Source organism: Maribacter litoralis, from assembly GCF_902506355.1.
In the GTDB taxonomy this organism is placed as follows: Bacteria; Bacteroidota; Bacteroidia; order Flavobacteriales; family Flavobacteriaceae; genus Maribacter; species Maribacter litoralis.
In genome coordinates this window covers 15,276-36,615 of record NZ_LR733271.1, presented here as the reverse complement: position 1 = coordinate 36,615, position 21,340 = coordinate 15,276, and the positions used below count along the sequence as shown (strand labels likewise).

Below are 21,340 nucleotides of genomic sequence, written 5' to 3'. Positions count from 1 at the left end.
AATCGGACCCGAACAAGGTCCGATTTTTCGTTTCTAAAAATGGTTTTTAAAAATAAATGAGTTCAAGTACAAAAATTAAAGCTTGTGTTTTTCTATTTCTTATGGTAATGGTGTTTAGCTGTAAGCAAATTAGAAAAGTTGCCGATGTAATTGTACAGCCTACGGCAAGAGAACTCTATGCGCGAGAATTTGAAAACTTAGACTCATTACGTTATAGCAGTTGGAAACTGGCGTTTAAAAATGCAAAGGGCGATAGCTTGCAAATACGTCTACCATATTCTGAACACGGGGAATATTATAAAGAACGTATTACGGTGTACAGCTATACCGTTTTTTTAAATGAGGGAGAAATATTCAATGTTGCCATAGAAAATAAGGTTTTGGGAATTCGAAATTTTATTAACCTGATTAAAGTAAACCCAGATAGTAGTTTTACAGATATATTTCAGAATGAATTGGGTGAAAATGAAGTCAAAATACCAATTGATGAAACTGGAATTTATAAAATTACCATACAACCGGAATTAGATTCTCAAGGGGCGTTCACCTTTCAAATGTATACGTCACCCAGTTTTGGTTTTCCTGTGCTTGGCAAAGATAATAATGCCATACACAGCTATTGGGGAGCCGTAAGAGATGGCGGTGCACGTAGTCATGAGGGTATAGATATATTTGCACCAAGAGGTACACCCGTAGTAGCTGCAGTTGATGGTATGGTAAGTTCTACAGGAGAAAGGGGCTTAGGCGGAAAACAAGTTTGGTTAAGAGCCGGACTCTTTGGTAAATCGCTTTATTACGCGCATTTAGATAGTATATTGGTGTCAACGGGCAATAAAGTAACTATCGGTGATACTTTGGGGCTGGTAGGAAATACGGGCAATGCCCGTACCACGGCACCACATTTACATTTCGGAATTTATAAGTCTGGTCAAGGCGCAATTAATCCACTTCCATTTGTGAAGCTAACAGAAAAACCAGATGTTCAAAGGTTAATCAGTATATCAAAATTTTTGAAAGTATCGTCAGCGGTTGCCAATATTAGAAATGCACCTGAGGTTGCAGGTATTAAATTGGGTGAAGTTAAACGTAACGATACATTATCGCTATTAGGATATACCGAAAATTGGGCACATATAAAATTACCAAGCGGTAACAAAGCTTTTATATACAAAAGTCTGGTATCTGAACTTTAATTGATTTTAGTATTTATAAAGAAAAAGCCTCTTGATTTTTAAAATTAAGAGGCTTTTTAAGTGATTCTATTTTTGGTTGATTATTTATCTATTAAAAGCTTTGCAAATACCGGCAAATGATCAGAAATATGTTTGTTATTTTCCATTCTATCATCAATATGAATATATTCTAAAACTTCAAAATTCTCCACAAAAATGTAGTCTATTCGGTTAGACAATACTCGGTTTTGGTCAAATCCGCTAAATGTTCCTGACGGTCCGTAGAACGGTTTTTTTGTACTACGTTGACCATCCGTTAGGGCATTCTGTAAGAATTGAATAGGTTTTGTCGAGGGATTTAAATTTAAATCTCCCATTAATACCACCGGAAGCTTATCGCTATTGACCTCCTTTATTTTTGAAACAATAAGTTCGGCAGATTTCTCACGAGCTACGGTACCTATATGATCAAAATGCGTATTGAAGACCAAGAATTGTTTTTTAGTGGCAACATCTTCAAATAATCCGTACGTACAAATACGCTCCATAGAAGCATCCCAACCGACCGATATTTCGTTAGGGGTTTCAGATAGCCAAAATGTTTCACTCTGTAAGAGCTTAAATTTTTTAGCATTAAATAGAATAGGGGAGTACTCTCCTTTTTCTTTCCCATCATCACGCCCAACACCAATATAGTTATAGTCAGAAAGTTGTTCGTCTAAATACGTCAATTGATGGTGTAGCACCTCTTGCATGCCAATAATACCTGGTTTGTAATGCTTTAAGAGTTTAACCATGTCAACTTTACGATCATTCCAATTATTCACCGTGTCATTAACATTGTCATATTTAATATTATAGGTCAAAACAGCTATTTCTTGACTATAAAGTATAGCTGTTGAGATGAGGAATGTTAGAACAAAAACCACTTTTTTCATGCTACTCTGCATCTTTATATTTTTCAAACCAAGCGAGAACACTTGCAATTTTAGCGACCAAATTACTAGGTCGGTTCGCAATACCATGCCCTGCACCAGGTATACGAACCATAGCGGTTTCAACACCTTCTAACTTTAATGCGGTATAGAATTGTTCAGATTCCGCTATAGGTGTTCTGTAATCTTCTTCACCCGTTAACAGCATTGTTGGTGTGGTAACATTGGCAACATACATTAACGGAGAACGTCTAAAATAGTTTTCTGGGTCTTCCCAAGGTTTTTTACCGAACCAGTATTTTGAGAAAAATGCGGCACCATCCGCATAAAGTACAAAACTTGTCCAGTTGATAACAGGTTTTGCAACTACGGCAGCTTTAAATCGGTCTGTTTTACCAACGATCCAAGCAGTTAATACTCCGCCGCCACTACCACCGGTGACATATAAATTATCGGTATCTACATACCCTTTTTCAATAACGGCATCTACACCGCTCATAAGATCTTCATAATCATGATTAGGGTAGTCGTGGTGAATAAGATTACCAAATTCCGCTCCGTAGCTGGTACTACCACGTGGGTTACTATAAAGAACTACATAGCCTGCCGCAGCGTATGCCTGTATTTCTGCACTATACACAGAACCGTAGCTAGTAAATGGTCCGCCATGAATTTCAAGAATAAATGGATATTTTTTATTTGGGTCAAAGTTTGGCGGAGTCACCACCCAACCTTGAATTTTCTTCTGGTCAAAAGAAGATTCCCACCAAATTTCTTCGGTTTTGCCTAAATCTCTAAATGAGAAAAGATCATCGTTTACGAAAGTCAGTCTTTTAGACCCTTTTTTATCAGCAGCTCCAAGGTCAGATGGGTGTTCAGTATTACCTAAAGTATAAGCAAATTTTGAATTGTTAGAAACCGTGAAATCTCCAGCGTTATATGGTCTGCCTAATGATAATCCGCCAAGTCCTTCAACAAGGGTAGTTACTTTACCGTCTAATGTAATATGCCCTATTTTGGTAGCCCCTTCCGTATCATACTGAAAATAAAGACCTTTACCATCATTTGCCCATTGTACATTGGCAATATCTCGATCAAAATCTCCTGAAATTAATTTTGAGTTGCTACCATCGGTATTCATTACATAAAGGTTTGTAATCTGGTACCCTTGCAACTTATCATCGGTACCTGTGTATGCAATCATTTTTCCATCAGGAGATACTTTTGGGGAATTATCAGGTCCATATCTAGATGTTAAAGCCGAAACTTTGGCAGATGCTATATCTAAGGTATAAACCTCACTATTTGCAGGCTCAAAAGCCTCATCGGGGTTAAAGTTTGCCGAGAAATAAAGCGATTTATCATCTTTGCTCCAAACAGGGGCACCATGGTCAAACGATGTTGTCGTTAATTGTTTTGGAGTACCACCATCAATAGATAAGGTGAAAATTTGATCGTGTCCGCCTTTAATGTAACCTTGTCCGTCACCTCTATAATTTAGTTTGTCTATATAGGTTGGCGGTTTATTCCACTTTGCGCCTTCTGGTTTTGCCGGTAGTTTTACAATAGACTGTTCTGCCTCTGGTACAAACATGGTAAAAGCTAAGTAACGGTCATCATTAGACCAACTTACAGCACCAGGTGCTTTTGGAGTGTTGGTCAACGGGGCAATCTCTTTAGTGTCCATCCACATGAGATACAATTTCATTTTTTCATCTTCTTTGTTCGATTTAAAGATGATTTTTTTACCGTCATGCGACCATCGTGGGTAGTAGTCGTTCTGGTTACCGGTAGTTAAAGGTCTGTTTTGCGTACCGTCGAAATTTATGATCCAAAGATTCGATAAATTTCTATCGGTCATAATATCCTTAAAATTTCTAACGTAGATAATTTTACTACCATCAGGAGAAATCTGAGGGTCAGAAACATATTCCATATTAAAAATATCGGTAAGCTCAAGGTTAGAAGATACTTGAGCAGTGCCCACTGTTGTAAACAGCAGAAAAATAAGCGTTTTCAAGAGAATTTTCATGGTGTTGTTTTTGGTTTGAAATGTAGGTATGAAGATAATGATAATAGTAGAAATTTAATAGCTTGATCAGCTAATTTGAACTCGTAGGAAATAACAATTTCTTAGAAGTATTGCCTTAGACTTTTTGTATTTTCACAATATGGAAGTAAAAGGCTTTTTACATCAAATTCACCCTGTACTGCCGGTATGGGATGTTGTTGAGGCACTAGACTTTTATGTGAATAGATTGGGCTTTAGAATTGCTTTTGCCGATGATGCTAAAAACCCTAAATACGCAGGTATTTTAAGGGATGATATAGAAATTCATTTTCAATGGCATGATAAAAAAATGTGGGATGTAGAAATGGACAGACCTTTGTTACGTATTGTTGCGCAAAATATAGAAGCCTTATACAATGAATTTTCTAGGGTAGACGTTTTTCATGCCCATACGTTATTACGGGAAACAGCTTGGGGTACTCGCGAGTTTGCTTTTTACGACCCATTCAAAAACGGATTAACATTTTACAGAGATGTGTAGCTTGTTATTTAATTGATTATCAGAACTAAAATATAAAAATGAAGGTATTATTTATAGGAGGAACAGGAAATATCAGTACACCAAGTAGTAGATTGGCTGTAGCCAAGGGAATGGATCTGTACCTATTGAATAGGGGAAAGGCCAAAGTTGAAATTGAAGGAGCACACAGTATAATTGGAGATATCAATAAGCCTAATGAGCTAACGGAATTGAAAAAGCACGAGTGGGATGTGGTGGTGAACTGGATAGCTTTTACTCCCGATGATATAGAACGCGATATTGAACTGTTTAAGGGTAAAACCAAGCAATACATCTTTATAAGTTCGGCATCGTGCTACCAAACGCCATTAAGTTATCCGGTGATTACCGAATCTACTCCGTTGCACAATAATCTTTGGGATTATTCACAAGGTAAAATTCAGTGTGAAGATCGTTTACAGAAGGCGTATAGAGAAGAAGGATTCCCGACTACCATTGTGCGACCTTCCTTGACCTATGACACCGTAATACCGATTGCTATTGGCGGATTCAATAAGTTCAATACCGCACAGCGAATCTTGGATGGTAAGGAAATTATAATACATGGCGACGGAACTTCATTATGGACAGTGACACATTCAGATGATTTTGCAAAAGGATTTGTGGGATTGTTAGGATTACAAACTGCTATAGGACACGCTTTTCATATCACATCAGATGAGGTGTTGACCTGGAATATGATTTATAAGATTTTAGCTGATGCTTTAGGGAAAGAAGCAAAAGTAGTGCATATAGCGTCGGACTTTATTTGTAAAGTAGAGCCGTCATTTACGGGTACACTTTTAGCGGACAAGGCAGAAAGTGTTTTATTTGATAATACGAAAATAAAAACTTTTGTACCTGGTTTCAAGGCCACTATTCCCTTTTCTGAAGGGATTAAAAGGACAATAAAGTGGTTATTGGAAAACCCCGAACATCAAAATATAGATGAAGAGACCGAAGCTAAAATAGAGAATGTGTTGAAGGCTTATAAGGGTTTGTAGGTTTTCGAGAGCTCTAGCAGGTTGATTCACCATACGTACTACCCACCCCTTAATCCCCTCCCGGGAGGGGAGATTCACGTTTTTCATTGAGGTATTTATTTAAAATGTAATTTGAAATCGTCTTGTGAAATTTATCGATAAGGATAAATACATGCTTCAACTGTTCCCCTCCTTGGAGGGGCTAGGGGTGGGTTTTTGAGTCTGCTTAGAAATTATTTATTTAAGATTCGACAGAAGTATATTATATGCACATTCAATTTCCTCACCTTAAAGAGGCTGGTGATGGGTAAGTATAAACTAGCTTCAGTCTACTCTATATGAAACTCTAAATAACTTTCTATTCTTTGATAAAGAAGTGATGCATCTCTTTTAGTATACTCAAGCCTACTTAAAATAGAATACGCATACGTTAATTCTGAATTAGTGAGTTGGTAAAATTTATCCTTACGCATCATTTTTAAAAGAATGGGGATTTCGGCGGGACTTACTGAATCTGGAAATTTAGGGTTAAATACTTTATATGAGTTCATAAAATGAGGATAATCACTACGTGAATCTGCCCCATATTCATATAAGAATTCTAAATTTAAATAGTACGCAACAATCTCATCACGAATGTCTTGGTCTGAGATTAGGCTAATATTACCTGTACTTGACAATTCATTATAAGTTCTGTTATTAGGGGTAAGCCTGCCGATGCCATAAATACCACCATAAGCTACATCATTTATAAATGTGATGGTATCGGTTGGTATAATACCGTTCAGGTAATAATTTTTAGTTTTATTTAAGCCTTGTATTTTTTTATCACCTCTTTTAAACCAACTCCTTTCAAAATATAAAGAATCCGATAGTATATCTTCTTGAATATTCTTGAGGTAATTCAGTTCTACTTCTCTGCTTTTTCGAGACTCATTCCAATTATTAATCTGTAATGCAATCAATATTCCAACAACAACGAGAATAATTTCACCGATGGCGTATTTTAAGTACTTAGAGACTTTGCCTTCTTCGAGCAGGTTTCTGCGAATTTTTCTAAAGAAATTAATCATTGGTCAATTGTTCTGATTTCTTGGCGTCAAATTGATTTGTTTTAAAGGGGGTTCAATTTTTAATAGGAGCTTCAGGAACTTTACCATACAGCACTTTACCATACAGCACTTTGCCTGCAGCTTCATATTTATCATCTTTCACCCAAAAAGGTGTTTCGGGGTCGTTTGCTATTAATCTTCCAGAGAGCACATACCCTTGATAAAATTTCAATAGATAGTCATAATCCAAACCACCTGCCTCATCACCGGGCTGGTGGTAATATTTGTTAATTTCATCATCAAAGGCATCAAAACCAGTTGAATAAGTAGGAGCTGGAACTCCCTTACTTGCAAAGCTTACATTATCGCTACGATCAAATAGTCCTTGTTCAGGAGCAGGGTCATCAATGGCTTCTAGTCCAAAAGTAGCGGCACCTGTAACAATATGTTTTTGTGCTGTTGTTCTATTTAATCCAATTACGGTAGCCAATTTTGTATTGTTATACCCTCCACCATCGGTATTGAAGCCATATACTATTTGCTGTAGTGGAAATATTGGATGCTCAACATAATATTGACTACCTAATAAACCTTTTTCCTCGCCCGTGAAAAAAATGAATATAGCTGACCGTTTTGTTGGAAACTTTCCAATATTCTCTGCCATATTTAAAACAGCGGTAGTGCCTATGGCATTATCCCGTGCACCATTATAAATACTATCACCCATAGCATCAGGTTTACCAATACCCACGTGGTCATAATGTGCAGAATACATAATGAATTCTTCTTTTAGTTTTGGGTCGGTACCTTCTAGAACACCGATTACATTTTGCGTTTCTAGGGTTTCTTCTTTTATTCCATCAGTTTCTATTTCATATGCTAGCTTAGCATTATTGAATGTAGCAAGTTTATCGGCTGAGGAATTTACCCAAAGATGAATAAAATCCGGTTTTGGCATTTGTTCATCTTTAGTATCCGGTATCTTAACACTTTCTTCCATGAAATGAGAAACCCTGGCCCACCAATCTTCTTCTAATAAAGTCATCTCTATTAACCCTATTGCCCCGTTTTTGATTGCTAATTCCTGTTTTTCTTTATGGGCATTATAAACTGCTCTAGCATCTGAAGCTTCTGAAGTTCCACCTTTTACTATAATAAGTTTTCCGTTGACATCTTCTCCTTTGTAATCTTCTTCAATTCCAAAATTAAGATAGATTGCTTCTCCGGAAAGATTATTCGCTTTTGCTTTCACTGCAATGGTGTGTGGATAGTTTTCTCCATTTATAGAAACCTTAAGTATTTTGGGGGCAGTGGTTTGTATTAAATTAAATTTCTGATAGTAAGAATTAATTGCAGAATGCGGTTTTATACCATACCCGCGTAAGGTATTAGCTAAATAGGATGCAGCTATTTTTAATTCTGGAGATCCAGTAGCACGACCTTTTAGGGCATCATCGGCCAAAAAATAAATATGCCCCTCAATTTCATCTTTATTAACGGTCATCTCAGCTTTTTCTGAATCTGTCTGAGCAAAAATCAGAGTGGTCAAGCATAAAGTTGTAAGAAGTAGTAAAGGTTTCATAGTATTCATTATATGGGATATTTGATGTTAGTTTTAAATAATACACTTAAGTGTTATTGTGGTGTATTCCTATAGTTACATAATTCTTAACACTCCATAATAAACTGCTGTTAATAGCAGTAATACAAGGCTAATAGCTAAAAAAAATATGGATCGTTGAACGTTTCTAAATTTCCATGCGGATATTTTTGAATTGATATAAATCTGTTCTCCCAGTTGCTCAAAAACTTCTTTTTCATTGATACTTACATCATAAAACTTCTGTGAAAACTCTTTAATAGTGCCAAACTTGGTAATGACATCTCCAAAATAAAATACGTTATCACTGTAGTTTCCTTCAAGTTTTGGAATAAAGCAGCGTACACTGTAAAAGATAGAAACCACAGTAGCTATAAACCATAGCCCAATTAGTATATAGAACAAAATGGCATTTGAAACAGAATGCATTACAGGAACAGCACTTTGGTAGATGAAGTTTAAAATAATACCGTAGAAAGAGAGTATAAGTCCCGCCTTCAATTCCGAAGCTTTAATGAGTCCCGATACATAATTAATAGTGCCCCAATAATGATCTACTAATTCTTCTGCATGTCCCTTGGTTTGTAGTTCATCTAACAGCCCTTTCTCAAAAGCAGATAATGGATTCTGATTATTAGTATTTTTTTCCTTTTTATTGTTTGTTGGTTTGGTCATGGCTTTTCGTTTAATATCACAAGCTATTCTATCACATTGTACACGGTAAGCGGTTGCGATTTATTTTTCATATTAATACTTCCTAAGTTTTCACATTTAAAGGCCTCTTTCACTTGCTCATAACAACTTTCACAGATAATAATTTGATTTTCTTTTGCTGCATCTTGCAACCTGGCGGCAGTATTTACCGAATCTCCTATAACGGTGTAATCTAGACGCTTAAGAGTAGCGGAACCAATATTTCCCGAAATCATTTCACCACTTTTAATACCGATAGAAACTTTTGGTTGGTATGTTTCTTTGCCTTCTTCTTTAGGTAGGCTATTGACTTGATTTCTAATGGTCAATGCGGCATCAATGGCACGGTCTAAATGGTATTCTCCCCTAAAAACGGCCATAACGGCATCACCAATAAATTTATCTATGATACCATCTTGCTCCATTATTTCTTTTACCATGGCATCGAAATAGGTATTGAGCATTGAAACAACAATGTCAGGACTCGTGGTTTCGCTAATTTTTGTGAATCCGCAAACGTCTACGAACATTATGGTGCCTTCAATATTTTCATTTGCCATAATTTTTGACTCATATTCTTGACCACCCATAAAATTGAGCACATTTTCATCAACATACATTTTAAGAATATTGTTTTCTTTAATGGCTTGCAGCGTTTTTCTAATTTCCATGGCATGCTTTAAAGTCTTTTCCATGGTAATGGTAAGATCTTCAAAATTTATGGGTTTGGTAATAAAATCGAAGGCACCTCTGTTCATGGCAACACGAATATTTTCCATATCCCCATAAGCGGAAACAATGACCGCTTTAATCAACGGACTAGATTCATGTAACTCTGAGAGTAGGGTAAGACCGTCCATCTCTGGCATGTTGATATCGCTCAAAACAATGTCAATACCGGGATTCTCACCAAGCTTTTCTAGCGCATCTCTACCATTTATAGCAAATACAAACTCGTATTCGTTCTGCCGTATTTGTTTTCTAAATTTTTGCTTGATGAGTATTTCTAAATCTGTCTCATCATCTACTACCATTATTTTTGCCATAGTCTTAGGTTAAGGTTATCAGCTTATTTTTTAACAGTGAAAAATCTAAAGGCTTGGTAAGAAAATCATCGGCACCCAAGTTTTTAGCCATTGTTCTATTCTCATCATCACCGTAGGCAGTAATCATCATGACCATTGGTGGCGGCTTTACGTAATTCTTTTTGATATTTTCCAACAATTCCAATCCGCTCATACCAGGCATGTTGATATCTGATAATATCAACACGGCTTCATGTTCCATGGTTTTCATGACTTTTAATGCATCTTCCCCAGAGAAGGCAAAAACAAATTCAAGTTCTTCTTTACGTATCTCTTTTCGAAAACGTTGTTGAAATAGCACTTTTACATCTTGTTCGTCATCTACAACTAATATTTTCATAATGTCTTTTTTTTATTAATTACTTATAATGAGGGAACATTATTTCATTGGTAATGCGATAGTGAAGGTGGTACCCTCTCCTTGTATTGTGTCAACTGTTAATTCACCGCCGTGAACTTTTACAATATCATAACTTAATGATAGTCCAAGTCCGGTTCCTTCCCCAGATGGTTTTGTGGTGAAAAAGGGCTGAAATATTTTATCTAGTACTTCTTTGGGTACACCGTTGCCGTTATCGGACACTTTAATCAAAACCAAATTACCCTGCTTCTTTGTACTTACAGTTACCGTTGGTTCATACCCTTTAGAATTTTGTTCTTTCTTCTTTTTTACCACATAAAAAGCATTGGTTATAAGATTTAAAATTACCCTGCCCATATCTTGAGCGACGATATTTAATTTACCGATGGAGTCATCAAAATCGGTAATCAACGTAGCATTGAAAGATTTGTCTTTTGCGCGTAGGCCATGATAAGCTAGGCGTAGGTATTCATCTGATAAGGTACTGATGTCGGTCATTTCTTTTTGACCGGTGCTGCTACGGCTATGTTGCAGCATTCCTTTTACGATACCATCGGCCCGTTTGCCATGAAAGATAATTTTATCTTCGTTGGCAGATACATCTTTTGCCAGTGCCTTTACTTCATCATAATTACCATTATCAATTTCTTCTTCCAGTTCATCAAGAAGTTCTTTATTTACTTCAGAGAAGTTGTTTACGAAATTTAGCGGATTTTGAATTTCGTGTGCAATACCAGCGGTGAGTTCACCCAAACTTGCCATTTTTTCAGATTGGATAAGCTTTGATTGGGTGGACTTTAATTCGTCTATTTTAGTCTTAAGCTGAACCGTTCTATGAGAAACACGTTCTTCTAAAATTCTATTCTCTTTAGTTAATTTTCTGGCTCTAAAAACAATGTACGCTCTTAGAATGCTGGCCGCTATTAAACCGAAGAGCAAATATGCCCACCAAGTTTGCCACCATGGCGGCTTTATTTTAAATGAAAGTGTATCTGGAGAAGACCAACCACTATTTCCACTTCTTAATGCCACTTTAAAGGTATAATCTCCAGGTTTTAGATTGTAATAGTTTTTTGTTTTAGTAGCATAAGAGGCAAAGTTCCAATCTTCATCTTCACCATCTAAAATAAATCGATAGTTCAACTTATCTCTATTATATATAGCATCACTTCCATAACTAAAACTAATACTGTTCTGGTCATAGGGTAGGATAAGGCCTTGAGGTAGGTTGTAAGGATGTTTTACCGACTCCCATGTTATACCATTGGTATTGGCATATGTTGAAGTTTGCACATTTGTAGAATCTTTCTTTAGGTTGAACCCGAACCCCGGGTTTTCATCCATGATGAACATGTTGTTAATTTTCACTGTTCCAGTAGTACTATCTTGTTGTGGTTCTGAATTAAGAACAAGTAGTTTCCATTCATTGGAGGTACTAGTAACACCTGACCAAAACTGGCCGTTTTTTAAAAATTTAGGGGAATCTTGTAAATAATCGTTCGATTTAAAACCGAGTCCGTCATTAAAATTGTAGAAGCCTTTATCTGTTGTTTTTGCAGTGGCTTTTTCCATGGCAATTAAGCCATTACCACTAGCAGCGTACATGATACCTCCTTTTTCTGTCAGATCATAAAAATCAGTAGGGTATAGTCCGTTTTCTTTCTTTATTGGGGTTAGCGTATTTTGTTCTAAGTTAAGTATGTTAACACCATTTTCGGTAGCTAACCATAGCTCTCTTTCATTTGAAATTTTGGCTGTGGATACATTTTCATGGCTAAGACCTTGTTCTTCTCTAAGGTAACTTACGGTGTTCGTTTTTAAATTTACTTTGGCTAATCCGTTCGTAGTAGGGGTCCAAAGAATTTCTTTGTCATAAACCATTATTGATCCGCTTCCCGCTATTAAAATATCAGGGTCACTTTTGGATACTACTTTTTTAAAGCTATTGGTTTTAATATTATAGACATACAGACCCGATCTAGAATATATGGCAAAAGTATGCTCATTGAGAATTGCAATACCTGCTCCGAAAAGATCAGAACCATTGGCGTATGAGGTGAGTTTATTTTTTTGCCGATCAAGAATAGAAAAGCCATCTCTAGTATTTATAAAATAAATATTAGGTGTAATCTCTTTAATAAAACTCAAAGTGGTTGGATTGCAATGTAATTGCTCAAAACTTAGGGTTTTTATAGAATTTTTATTCTGGTTGATAATATTGATTCCCGCAGCCGTTCCTAACCATATGTCACCATTTGAGTCTTCTTCTATTTCCCATATTTCATTATTTACTAAGCCTCTTGTGTCATCAAAATATTCTGTTTGTAAAGTGTAATTTGTGGTTATTAATATTCCATTATCTGTAGTGGCAATCCATAACGAGCCATCATTTCTTCTTAAGGGTCTAGGAATCTTTAGAGAGCCTTGTAGTGTGCTATTTAAAGCTATTGTTTTATGGTTTTCCAGATTATCACTTAAGATAAACGCCTCTTTGGCTCCCAAAATCCAGAAATTACCATCGCTATCTTCTTCCATTTCGGTACCTACTATATTGTAGCCATTTTCTGGGTCTAATACTTTTACTGTATTTTCTTTTAAGGAGAGTCTTAAAACCCTAGGATAGTTGGTGTTATTGGTAGCAAAAGGATACGGATAATTAAGCCAAAGGTTACCCGTATGATCTTCTGTAACATCCCAAATTATGGAGTTTATTTCAATATCTGCTATCTTTGAAAGTGTTTTAAGTTCCTTTCTATCTTTGTCTAAAACCAACAGATGATTAGTAAAACCTAACCATAGGTTATTATTGCTGTCTTCAAAAAGTCTCCAGGGTTTATTACTATTTGCATTTGTTATTTTTTGCAAATTTTTTAATTCTGAATCTATTTTATAGAATCCTTCATCAAGTGAAGCTATATATAAAGAGCCCGTATGGTCGCAGAGAATGTCAAAAGGGGTAAAATTTTCTGTTTTGGTGATCGTAAATTCAATATTTTTGTTAAAATCTAATATGGTAATTAAACGGTCTGCTGGTCTAACCAACCAAAGCTTCCCTTGTTTGTCAAATCCCATTTTGTAGACTGTATTGTAGTCATAGATAAAAGCATTTTCACCATCATAAAACGTTAATGGTGATGCAGAAGAAGATGAACCTATCCAAATACCACCATCCTCAGTTTCTAAAAAGGAGGTAATATCATTAGAGGGCAATCCCTCATTTGTAGAAAGTTGTAGAAGATTTACGTTTGTACCGGCCATATTCGCTGGGGGTTTCATTTTGGTAATGATCGGTTTTTTTATGGTAGATTTTGTGATAGTAAAGGATACAGAATCAAACGTTATATTTTCTGTCGGAAAACTGTCCCAGTCCAAATCGTACTCCTTCATTGGTGACTTTAGCGGTTTAAACGTATTTAGTTCAAAAGGTTTGCTGGGCAAGGCATCTACGTTTAAATCATAAGTAACGGGAGTTGTCAGGGAATCATTGGTTATAGTTTCCCATTCAAAAGGCTCTGGTTCCGTAAATTGTAGAGGAATGGTTTCTGGAACCTTAAAATCACCCACCGTAGTTTCCGTTTCGGACTTGCTTTGTTTGTGGCAAGAAACCAAGAACAAGCAGCAGAAAAAGCCGATTATAAGTACAAATTTACTTTGTTGTGTATTTTTCATACTGGTTTGGTTATTGGTTTAGTTTGGTAATTCTATAATGAATGTGGTTCCCTTGTCTGCTTCTGTTTTTACCAGCAATTCACCACCATGCCCCTTAGTAATAATATCGTAGCTCATGCTTAAGCCCAAGCCGGTACCTTGCCCAGTAGGTTTGGTGGTGAAAAAGGGTTGGAATATTTTCTCTTTGACTTTTTCAGGAATGCCATCACCATTATCAGAAACACTAATAATGATATGTTTATCCGTTTTTTTGGTATTGACAGTAACTATGGGTTTAAAACTATCATCTCTTTGTTTTTTCTCGTTTACCGCATAAAAGGCATTGGTAATTAAATTTAGAATTACCCGCCCCATATCTTGTGGTACAATATTTACTTTTCCAATGCTCTCGTCAAAATCGGTAATGAGTTCGGCATTAAATGATTTATCCTTTGCCCGTAATCCGTGGTAGGCCAGTCGTAGGTATTCGTCAGCCAAGGAATTGATGTCCGTAGGTTCTTTTGTGCCGCTGCTGATTCTAGAATGTTGTAACATACCTTTTACAATATTTTCCGCACGTTTGCCGTGATGGTTTATTTTTTCAAGATTTTGTTTGATATCCAATGAAATAGCCTTCACTTCTTCAAGATCTCCTTTATCCAATTCCTCGTTCATTTCATCAACAAGTTCGTTGCTTACCTCAGAGAAATTATTGACGAAGTTTAACGGATTCTGAATTTCATGGGCAATGCCGGCAGTGAGTTCACCAAGGCTCGCCATTTTTTCAGATTGGATGAGTTGAGATTGGGTGGCTTTTAATTCATCTAAAGATTGATTTAATTCTGATGTTCTTTCTTTTACTTTTAATTCTAACTTTTCATTTTGAGAAGTAATAAGCGCACTCTTTTCAGCTTCAACCTTTACAAGTTCCATTGCATTTTGCCGCATATTCTCATTTTTCTCTCTCATGCGATAGGCTACATATGCTAACATTCCTAAATATAAAATTGCCTTACCTATTAAGTCACTATTTACAGAAACTAATCTTAAACTAAGATGATCGCCAGAAGAGAACCATCTTATCATAAGACCAAGAAAAGATATAGTATACGATAAAAATAAACTAAACATGACTACCCGGACAGACACTACTTCTTTTCTGGATTTTAATGCGAAAATGAGTAAGAAAATGGCAATCCCAACTACAGTAATTAGGTGAAATTGAAAACTGTAATACATGCCTAAAGGTGCAACTAAACAAAATAGAATCAGCCATTTTTGAAGTTTTCCATATAGCATCCTATAGCCGAATAAAAGACATAATATAGGGAAGAATAAAAATAAAATATCACGGACATAATATAATGGAATCATGATGTTAGAAGGTAGGGTAAAGAATAAATTATCTCCACCATAGAATGCTGAACTAAAAAACTCTAGGAACATCACAGTAGTAAAAAGAGCAATTATGAGTAACTCCTTTTCATCTCTAATTAGAATATAGAGAAGCCAGAAAAGAATAGAGAAAATTAAAGAACTATAAATGTCAAATAAAGCTTTAAAGCTTAACAAACTCATATAGTCAAAATACTCGTTGGATACAATTCTGGTTGAACCCACTGGAACTACTTTGGAAATGTTTCCATAAGTACTATAGTCAACATAATGTATGGCTAATGTATGTATGGTGTCAGGTTCTAAAAATATTGGGGTTCTAATTTCAAAATCTTGAATATGTTCTTTAAATGAGGCTCTATCGTTCCCTTTTTCGCCAAATTGGCGGAACAACTTTCCATTTAAATAAATATCCTCTGCAGCATGATCTTCTTTATCTAAATAGAGAGGAAGCTTTGCTATAGCACTATCAATAGTAAACTGCAATCTGAACCATCCTTCAAATTTTCCAGAACTATCTACCATATCATTAGTTATCTCAGAAGGACTTAATCGTTCCCAACCCCCTAAATCAATCTCTACAGGATATGAATCTTGCTCATTGCCCGATTTAAAAATCCAACCTTCTCTATTTCTCAAAGTTAAACCAAAAAGAGGATCAACATCTGCTTCGGTAAAATGTATAATCGTATCAAGAGCCAATCCATTTTTCTCTACAGGATTTTCTTGTCCTCTGACTGTAAATAGCATACAGAAAAATAGCGTGATGAATAGTAGGGATTTTTTAATCATTGATTCTTAAGTTATAGGTTGAACCTGATTCAAAAATGTTGGTAAAGAAATTGGAAGATGAAGAAAGAATTAAAAATACCTTATTGACTAAAGTTCTGTTAAAACAAGTGTCATTATTTAAAATGTAAGTATTGGTTGTTACGTAGACATTTAAATAATCAAGTAGCCATTTGGTATAGATTTCAATGACGTGTTTTTCCCTTTTTACAGCTAATTTCATGCACAATTGGTGGTTGGTTTAAAAAAAATAGCACTGATTACAACTTCATCCTCGTATTTAATTTTTTGAATTAAACACAACACAAATAAGGCTACACATCAGGGGGTGATGAGCAACATATTGTGAATCAGAAAAATAAAGGGGAATTTTACACCCTTAAAGTACATAATAACTTTTACTTAAAGAGTGTTTTCTTAAGAATTTAGATGCAAGAAATGAACTAGAATCCTTAAGAAGGATATAGCACAAAAAATATAGTATTAGATTGAAGTTAGGTAATAATGGTACTCGGTATCAATTCTTCCACAATTTCACCATCTTTCAAATACACGTAATAAGAATGATTTTCATCGTTTAAGGAAACTGAAGTATGAACTTCACCATCAATGAAATGTATAGCAGAACGGTCGTCGCAGGCATAACCATCTGAAAGTTTGCCTGTTTTAATATTCTCGAAATATAAGGGTCTTCGTGAAGCTTCTGAGTTGTAATGCGGGCAGTGGCTTTTGTCAATAAACGCCATACCACCAACAATACTTAATTCTTTAGGTCTAGAATCTGTGGTTCCGCCATTAAACCAACATAAAGAACCAGCGCTACCGCCACCCATAACTACGCCGTTATCATAAGCTTTTTTAAGAGCAACGTCTATACCTTGCGCTTTCCAAATAGCAAGCATATTTAAGGTGTTACCACCACCAACTATAATAGCATCCATACGAGAAATGATTTCCTCGAACGATTCTTTTTGATCGTAAGAGTTGATCCAAACTGATAATACATGCGGAGTAACATCTATTTGCGAACACACTTCATGAAAAGAAGCAATATACTGCTTGTCTTCTCCACTAGCTGTAGGAATAAAACACATATTCGGTTTTTCCTTGCCAGTAGCTTTAGCAATATAATTTAAGAAAGGTACGGTATGGCGACCACTACCATAAACAACCATTTGCTTTTTCATTGTGATAAAATGTTTTGCTAAAGATAAAAATTCTAACAGAAGCTACTCGCTTCTATTAGAATCAGTACGTTTTTTAGGTCTGCTCGAATTCCTATTATTCTTACCTCTAAAGTTGTTACCACCAGGTCTGTTTCGGTTTCTATTTTTGTTACGCGAATTTCCCTGTTTTCTTTGTGGTTGAGAAGGTTGACTACCGGTGTCTTTCGGAGTATCTTCATCTACGAATTGATGCTCTGGCATACGTGGAACCGACTGCTTTATCAGTTTCTCGATATCGCGTAGGTAAGGTCGTTCATCTTTATCACAAAAAGAAAGTGCCGTACCACTAGCATTTGCACGCCCTGTTCTACCAATACGGTGAACGTAGGTTTCAGATACATTTGGTAAATCGTAATTTACAACTAATGACAAGTCTTCAACATCGATACCCCTTGCGGCAATATCGGTAGCTACCAACACTTTAAGATTACCATCTTTAAAAGCGCTTAATGCTTTCTGTCTTGCAGCTTGCGATTTATTACCATGTATGGCTGCAGAACGAATACCGGCTTGGTCAAGTTTCTTTACGATCTTATTGGCGCCATGCTTTGTTCTTGAGAATACAATTAAGGTATTTTCAGGATTCTCCTTAATAAGGTGAATTAAAAGTTTAGGCTTGTTTGCTTTGCTAACAAAATAAACTCCCTGTTCCACTTTTTCTGCTGTAGCTTGTTCTGGCTTAATGGTAACACGTTCAAAATCGCCTAACATTTTTCTAGAAAGCTCCACAATATCTTTTGGCATAGTAGCCGAAAAGAACAATGATTGTCTCTTGGGAGGTAATTTTGCAATGATTTTTTTGATGTCATGTATAAAGCCCATGTCCAACATCTGGTCAGCTTCATCAAGTACTACGTGCTCTAAATCTCTAAAAGAAATAAAACCTTGATTCATTAAATCTAATAAACGACCCGGAGTAGCCACTAAAATATCTACACCACCTCTAAGTGCGTTTACTTGTTTCCCTTGCTTTACTCCGCCAAAAATAACGGTATTTCGTAGCCCTGTATACTTACCATATGCGGTAAGACTTTCGCTAATTTGAATAGCTAGTTCACGGGTAGGCGTAACAATAAGAGCTTTTACTTTTCTTTTCGTCTGTCTTAAACTAATACCCTCGTATAACTGATGTAAGATCGGAATACCAAAGGCAGCTGTTTTTCCAGTACCTGTTTGTGCCACTCCCAGAAGGTCTTTGCCTTGAAGTAAAATAGGAATGGATTGTTCTTGAATAGGAGTAGGGTGAGTATATCCTTCAGCTTCTAATGCTTTAAGGATGGGTTCGGCTAGGCCGAGTTCTTTAAATGTCATAAAATATTAATAAGATGCAAAGGTACGCTTTAATGTGGAAGGAAATGTAAAGTGAGGTTAAAGTACGAAGTGCAAAGTACAAAGTACAAAGTATTAAGTAAGAAGTACTAGGTAGTTCAAAGTAAGAAGTATTAAGAAGTTAGAAAATAGAATATAGAGAATAGACTTTTTTCATTAGTTCTTGATCAAGCGTATTTAGCGTAGCTAAATTTTATAGTTTCCAACAACCAACAACCAACAACCAACAACCAACAACCAACAACCAACAACCAACAACTCATTCTGAACTTGACTTTTGAGTTTATGCTTGTATTTGAACTTGTGTTTAAAACATCGATTGTCGATTAACGACATCAAAAATCGGTAAGGTGTTTTTGGGGGTAATGTCGTTTATCGATGCGATTTTACACTTAGTCCGAATCTTTGTCAAGTAACGATAATGCAGTGTTTTTCAGCGATTCATCACCTAGCAAAACAAGGTCTCCAGCGTTTTAATATTGTAACAAAACGCAAGTCATGAAAACATTAGCAACTATCATCTTCATTATCTTTTTAAGCTTCACTGCTCAAGCTCAAAACACAACTTCAGAGGTTAAAGTTGAAACGATTGAAATGAGTATCGTTACTGAAACTACAAATGAAGTAAAAGCAGAATCAAATACAGAGGTTGCTCGTTTATACAAATTCAAAAACTCTAGAATTAAAAGAGATTTAAACTTCATTACAAAAGCTAACAAGCCTAAGATGGCGTAATTGCAGTAGTTAGTATTAAGTACAAAGTAAGAAGTATTAAGAAGTTAGAAAATAGAATAAAGAGAATAGATTTTATAGTTTCCAACAACCAACGACCAACAACCAACAAACAACAACTCATTTTTGAACTTGAACTTGCACTTTGAACTTACAACCCTGCCATAGCGGCTTCGGCGCAGCGTTCTCCGTCCATTGCGGCAGAAACGATTCCGCCAGCATAACCACCACCTTCACCACAAGGAAAAAGACCTTTGATTACAGGGTGTTCTAATTTTTCGTTTCGTGGAATACTTACGGGAGATGAGGTTCTAGATTCTACACCCACGATATTTGCTTCGGCAGTATAGTATCCATGCATTTTATCGCCGAAAGCTTTAAAGCCTTGGCGTAATCTGCTTCCTATCAATTTTGGCAGCAATGAATGCAAAGGTGCGGAATTAAGACCTGGTTGATAAGAGGTCGGATTTAAATCTGCAGAAAGATTTCCTTCTACAAAATCCGTCAATCGTTGGGCGGGAGCGGTTTGTGTTCTTCCGCCAGAGGTAAAAGCCAATCGTTCCAAATTCTTCTGATATTCCAGTCCTTTCAATGCACCAAATTTCTCGTATTTAGGAATATCTTTATCTACGTTAATTTCAACCACGATACCCGAATTGGCAAACAGGTTATTTCGTTTGGATGGAGACATTCCGTTCACCACGACCTCGCCAGGTGATGTTGCAGCAGGAACAATGAATCCGCCAGGGCACATGCAGAATGAATATACGCCACGGTCTTTTACTTGTTCTACCAAACTATAAGAAGCCGCCGGTAGCAATTCGCTACGGTCACCAGAACAGTGATATTGTATGTTATCAATAATATGTTGCGGATGTTCTACACGAACTCCCATAGCAAATGACTTTGCTTCAAGTGCTATATCTTTTTTATGCAGTAAATCGAAAATATCACGAGCTGAATGTCCCGTTGCCAATATCACACGTTCAACAGCTATTTCATCGGTTTTGTTTAAAACAATGGCTTTTAGCCTATTTTCCTTGATAACGAAATCGGTCACCTTGGTATTAAAATGAATTTCACCACCGTGATGCTGAATTACTTCACGAATATTCTGTACAATTTTAGGAAGTTTATTGGTGCCAATATGCGGATGCGCATCTATCAAAATTTGGTCTGTAGCACCGTGAAATACCAAGCTTTCAAAAATGCGACGAACATCACCACGTTTAAGGCTACGGGTATATAACTTTCCGTCAGAATACGTACCGGCACCACCTTCACCAAAGCAATAGTTACTTTCTGGGTTTACTTGATGGTCTTGGTTTATGGCTTTTAAATCTCTTCTACGGGCTTTAACATTACTACCGCGTTCTAAAACAATGGGTTTATATCCCATTTCTAAACAGCGTAGCGCAGCCCACATGCCTGCAGGTCCGAACCCTACAATATGAATCGGTTTAGCTTTTGATACATCTTTATATTCAAAATGTAGTGTATCGTTAGGGGCGGGTTCATTAATGTATACGGCTAATTTGTAATTGAATACAATTTTTGGCTTTCGTGCATCTATAGATTTGCGCAGTACCTTAATTTTAAAGGAGTTTTCTTCTAGTCCTAGATATTTTGCCGTACGAATTTGTAATCCGTTTAGGGCTGCTTCTTCCTTTAAAGTTAATCGTAACTGTACATTTCTGACCATGCGGCAAAATTAAATGAAATTATATTACTGATTTAATTATCCAGACATTCCTTTCAAGGTAATTTGAA

At 36.2% G+C, this 21,340-nt stretch carries 16 protein-coding genes; 4 read left to right on the top strand and 12 right to left on the bottom strand.

The window, feature by feature from the left end; all coding sequences use genetic code 11:
* The first annotated feature begins 56 nt into the window (after window positions 1–56).
* Window positions 57–1,193, top strand: coding sequence for a M23 family metallopeptidase (locus EXIGUO8A_RS00165; protein WP_159301459.1), 1,137 nt, complete (start codon window positions 57–59; stop codon window positions 1,191–1,193).
* Between the two features lie 80 nt (window positions 1,194–1,273).
* On the opposite strand, the gene EXIGUO8A_RS00160 is transcribed toward EXIGUO8A_RS00165, so the two are convergent.
* The gene (locus EXIGUO8A_RS00160; protein ID WP_236564397.1) at window positions 1,274–2,122 is read right to left on the bottom strand and encodes an endonuclease/exonuclease/phosphatase family protein; all 849 of its coding nucleotides are present in this window, start codon (window positions 2,120–2,122) and stop codon (window positions 1,274–1,276) included.
* Entirely contained in the window at window positions 2,112–4,139 is a 2,028-nt protein-coding gene (locus tag EXIGUO8A_RS00155; RefSeq protein ID WP_159301458.1) for a S9 family peptidase, read from the bottom strand. Before EXIGUO8A_RS00155 ends, EXIGUO8A_RS00160 begins: the two co-directional genes overlap by 11 nt.
* Before the next feature lie 139 nt (window positions 4,140–4,278).
* Between EXIGUO8A_RS00155 and EXIGUO8A_RS00150 the strand changes: the two genes are divergently transcribed.
* Together EXIGUO8A_RS00150 and EXIGUO8A_RS00145 are read left to right on the top strand one after the other, a co-directional pair.
* A complete protein-coding gene (locus tag EXIGUO8A_RS00150) occupies window positions 4,279–4,659 on the top strand; it encodes a glyoxalase superfamily protein (RefSeq protein ID WP_159301457.1) in 381 nt (126 codons plus the stop codon).
* Window positions 4,660–4,697: 38 nt separating this feature from the next.
* On the top strand, window positions 4,698–5,681 hold the full coding sequence (locus EXIGUO8A_RS00145) for an SDR family oxidoreductase (protein WP_159301456.1): 984 nt from the start codon (window positions 4,698–4,700) through the stop codon (window positions 5,679–5,681).
* Between the two features lie 308 nt (window positions 5,682–5,989).
* Here EXIGUO8A_RS00145 and EXIGUO8A_RS00140 read toward each other — a convergent pair whose 3' ends face one another.
* The 9 genes from EXIGUO8A_RS00140 to EXIGUO8A_RS00100 all read right to left on the bottom strand — a co-directional run bounded on the left by EXIGUO8A_RS00140 (window position 5,990) and on the right by EXIGUO8A_RS00100 (window position 18,820).
* Window positions 5,990–6,733 (bottom strand): DUF6090 family protein, encoded by a 744-nt coding sequence (locus EXIGUO8A_RS00140; protein WP_159301455.1) that lies wholly within the window; start codon window positions 6,731–6,733, stop codon window positions 5,990–5,992.
* A gap of 52 nt (window positions 6,734–6,785) precedes the next feature.
* Window positions 6,786–8,303: a M28 family peptidase gene (locus EXIGUO8A_RS00135; protein ID WP_236564396.1), complete on the bottom strand. Its 1,518-nt coding sequence runs from the start codon at window positions 8,301–8,303 to the stop codon at window positions 6,786–6,788.
* Window positions 8,304–8,369: 66 nt separating this feature from the next.
* Window positions 8,370–8,987 carry a Pycsar system effector family protein gene (locus EXIGUO8A_RS00130; RefSeq protein WP_236564395.1) on the bottom strand — a complete coding sequence of 206 codons (618 nt, stop codon included), beginning with the start codon at window positions 8,985–8,987 and terminating at the stop codon, window positions 8,370–8,372.
* 23 nt (window positions 8,988–9,010) lie between these two features.
* Window positions 9,011–10,051, bottom strand: a complete 1,041-nt coding sequence (locus EXIGUO8A_RS00125) for an adenylate/guanylate cyclase domain-containing response regulator (RefSeq protein ID WP_159301454.1) — start codon at window positions 10,049–10,051, stop codon at window positions 9,011–9,013.
* Between the two features lie 4 nt (window positions 10,052–10,055).
* Window positions 10,056–10,430, bottom strand: a complete 375-nt coding sequence (locus EXIGUO8A_RS00120) for a response regulator (protein WP_133673080.1) — start codon at window positions 10,428–10,430, stop codon at window positions 10,056–10,058.
* Window positions 10,431–10,469: 39 nt separating this feature from the next.
* Window positions 10,470–14,120: a sensor histidine kinase gene (locus EXIGUO8A_RS00115; protein WP_159301453.1), complete on the bottom strand. Its 3,651-nt coding sequence runs from the start codon at window positions 14,118–14,120 to the stop codon at window positions 10,470–10,472.
* A gap of 18 nt (window positions 14,121–14,138) precedes the next feature.
* On the bottom strand, window positions 14,139–16,244 hold the full coding sequence (locus EXIGUO8A_RS18735) for an ATP-binding protein (RefSeq protein WP_236564394.1): 2,106 nt from the start codon (window positions 16,242–16,244) through the stop codon (window positions 14,139–14,141).
* 533 nt (window positions 16,245–16,777) lie between these two features.
* On the bottom strand, window positions 16,778–17,470 hold the full coding sequence (locus EXIGUO8A_RS00105; protein ID WP_159301452.1) for a Type 1 glutamine amidotransferase-like domain-containing protein: 693 nt from the start codon (window positions 17,468–17,470) through the stop codon (window positions 16,778–16,780).
* Between the two features lie 42 nt (window positions 17,471–17,512).
* Complete coding sequence (locus tag EXIGUO8A_RS00100; protein ID WP_159301451.1) at window positions 17,513–18,820, bottom strand: DEAD/DEAH box helicase; 1,308 nt, start codon at window positions 18,818–18,820, stop codon at window positions 17,513–17,515.
* Window positions 18,821–19,336: 516 nt separating this feature from the next.
* Between EXIGUO8A_RS00100 and EXIGUO8A_RS00095 the strand changes: the two genes are divergently transcribed.
* Entirely contained in the window at window positions 19,337–19,573 is a 237-nt protein-coding gene (locus EXIGUO8A_RS00095) for a hypothetical protein (protein WP_071339696.1), read from the top strand.
* Between the two features lie 148 nt (window positions 19,574–19,721).
* Here the strand turns inward: EXIGUO8A_RS00095 and EXIGUO8A_RS00090 are convergent, their stop codons facing one another.
* Entirely contained in the window at window positions 19,722–21,272 is a 1,551-nt protein-coding gene (locus EXIGUO8A_RS00090) for an NAD(P)/FAD-dependent oxidoreductase (protein WP_159301450.1), read from the bottom strand.
* Window positions 21,273–21,340: the final 68 nt, after the last annotated feature.

Bases quoted from the DNA above. Each gene is read 5' to 3' on its own strand.
- EXIGUO8A_RS00145 (WP_159301456.1), top strand. From the start codon at position 4,698: ATGAAGGTATTATTTATAGGAGGAACAGGAAATATCAGTACACCAAGT.
- EXIGUO8A_RS00160 (WP_236564397.1), bottom strand. From the start codon at position 2,122: ATGCAGAGTAGCATGAAAAAAGTGGTTTTTGTTCTAACATTCCTCATC.
- EXIGUO8A_RS00115 (WP_159301453.1), bottom strand. From the start codon at position 14,120: ATGAAAAATACACAACAAAGTAAATTTGTACTTATAATCGGCTTTTTC.
- EXIGUO8A_RS00120 (WP_133673080.1), bottom strand. From the start codon at position 10,430: ATGAAAATATTAGTTGTAGATGACGAACAAGATGTAAAAGTGCTATTT.
- EXIGUO8A_RS00150 (WP_159301457.1), top strand. From the start codon at position 4,279: ATGGAAGTAAAAGGCTTTTTACATCAAATTCACCCTGTACTGCCGGTA.
- EXIGUO8A_RS00095 (WP_071339696.1), top strand. From the start codon at position 19,337: ATGAAAACATTAGCAACTATCATCTTCATTATCTTTTTAAGCTTCACT.
- EXIGUO8A_RS00105 (WP_159301452.1), bottom strand. From the start codon at position 17,470: ATGAAAAAGCAAATGGTTGTTTATGGTAGTGGTCGCCATACCGTACCT.
- EXIGUO8A_RS00135 (WP_236564396.1), bottom strand. From the start codon at position 8,303: ATGAATACTATGAAACCTTTACTACTTCTTACAACTTTATGCTTGACC.
- EXIGUO8A_RS00165 (WP_159301459.1), top strand. From the start codon at position 57: ATGAGTTCAAGTACAAAAATTAAAGCTTGTGTTTTTCTATTTCTTATG.
- EXIGUO8A_RS00090 (WP_159301450.1), bottom strand. From the start codon at position 21,272: ATGGTCAGAAATGTACAGTTACGATTAACTTTAAAGGAAGAAGCAGCC.
- EXIGUO8A_RS00155 (WP_159301458.1), bottom strand. From the start codon at position 4,139: ATGAAAATTCTCTTGAAAACGCTTATTTTTCTGCTGTTTACAACAGTG.
- EXIGUO8A_RS00140 (WP_159301455.1), bottom strand. From the start codon at position 6,733: ATGATTAATTTCTTTAGAAAAATTCGCAGAAACCTGCTCGAAGAAGGC.
- EXIGUO8A_RS00130 (WP_236564395.1), bottom strand. From the start codon at position 8,987: ATGACCAAACCAACAAACAATAAAAAGGAAAAAAATACTAATAATCAG.
- EXIGUO8A_RS00100 (WP_159301451.1), bottom strand. From the start codon at position 18,820: ATGACATTTAAAGAACTCGGCCTAGCCGAACCCATCCTTAAAGCATTA.
- EXIGUO8A_RS18735 (WP_236564394.1), bottom strand. From the start codon at position 16,244: ATGCTATTTACAGTCAGAGGACAAGAAAATCCTGTAGAGAAAAATGGA.
- EXIGUO8A_RS00125 (WP_159301454.1), bottom strand. From the start codon at position 10,051: ATGGCAAAAATAATGGTAGTAGATGATGAGACAGATTTAGAAATACTC.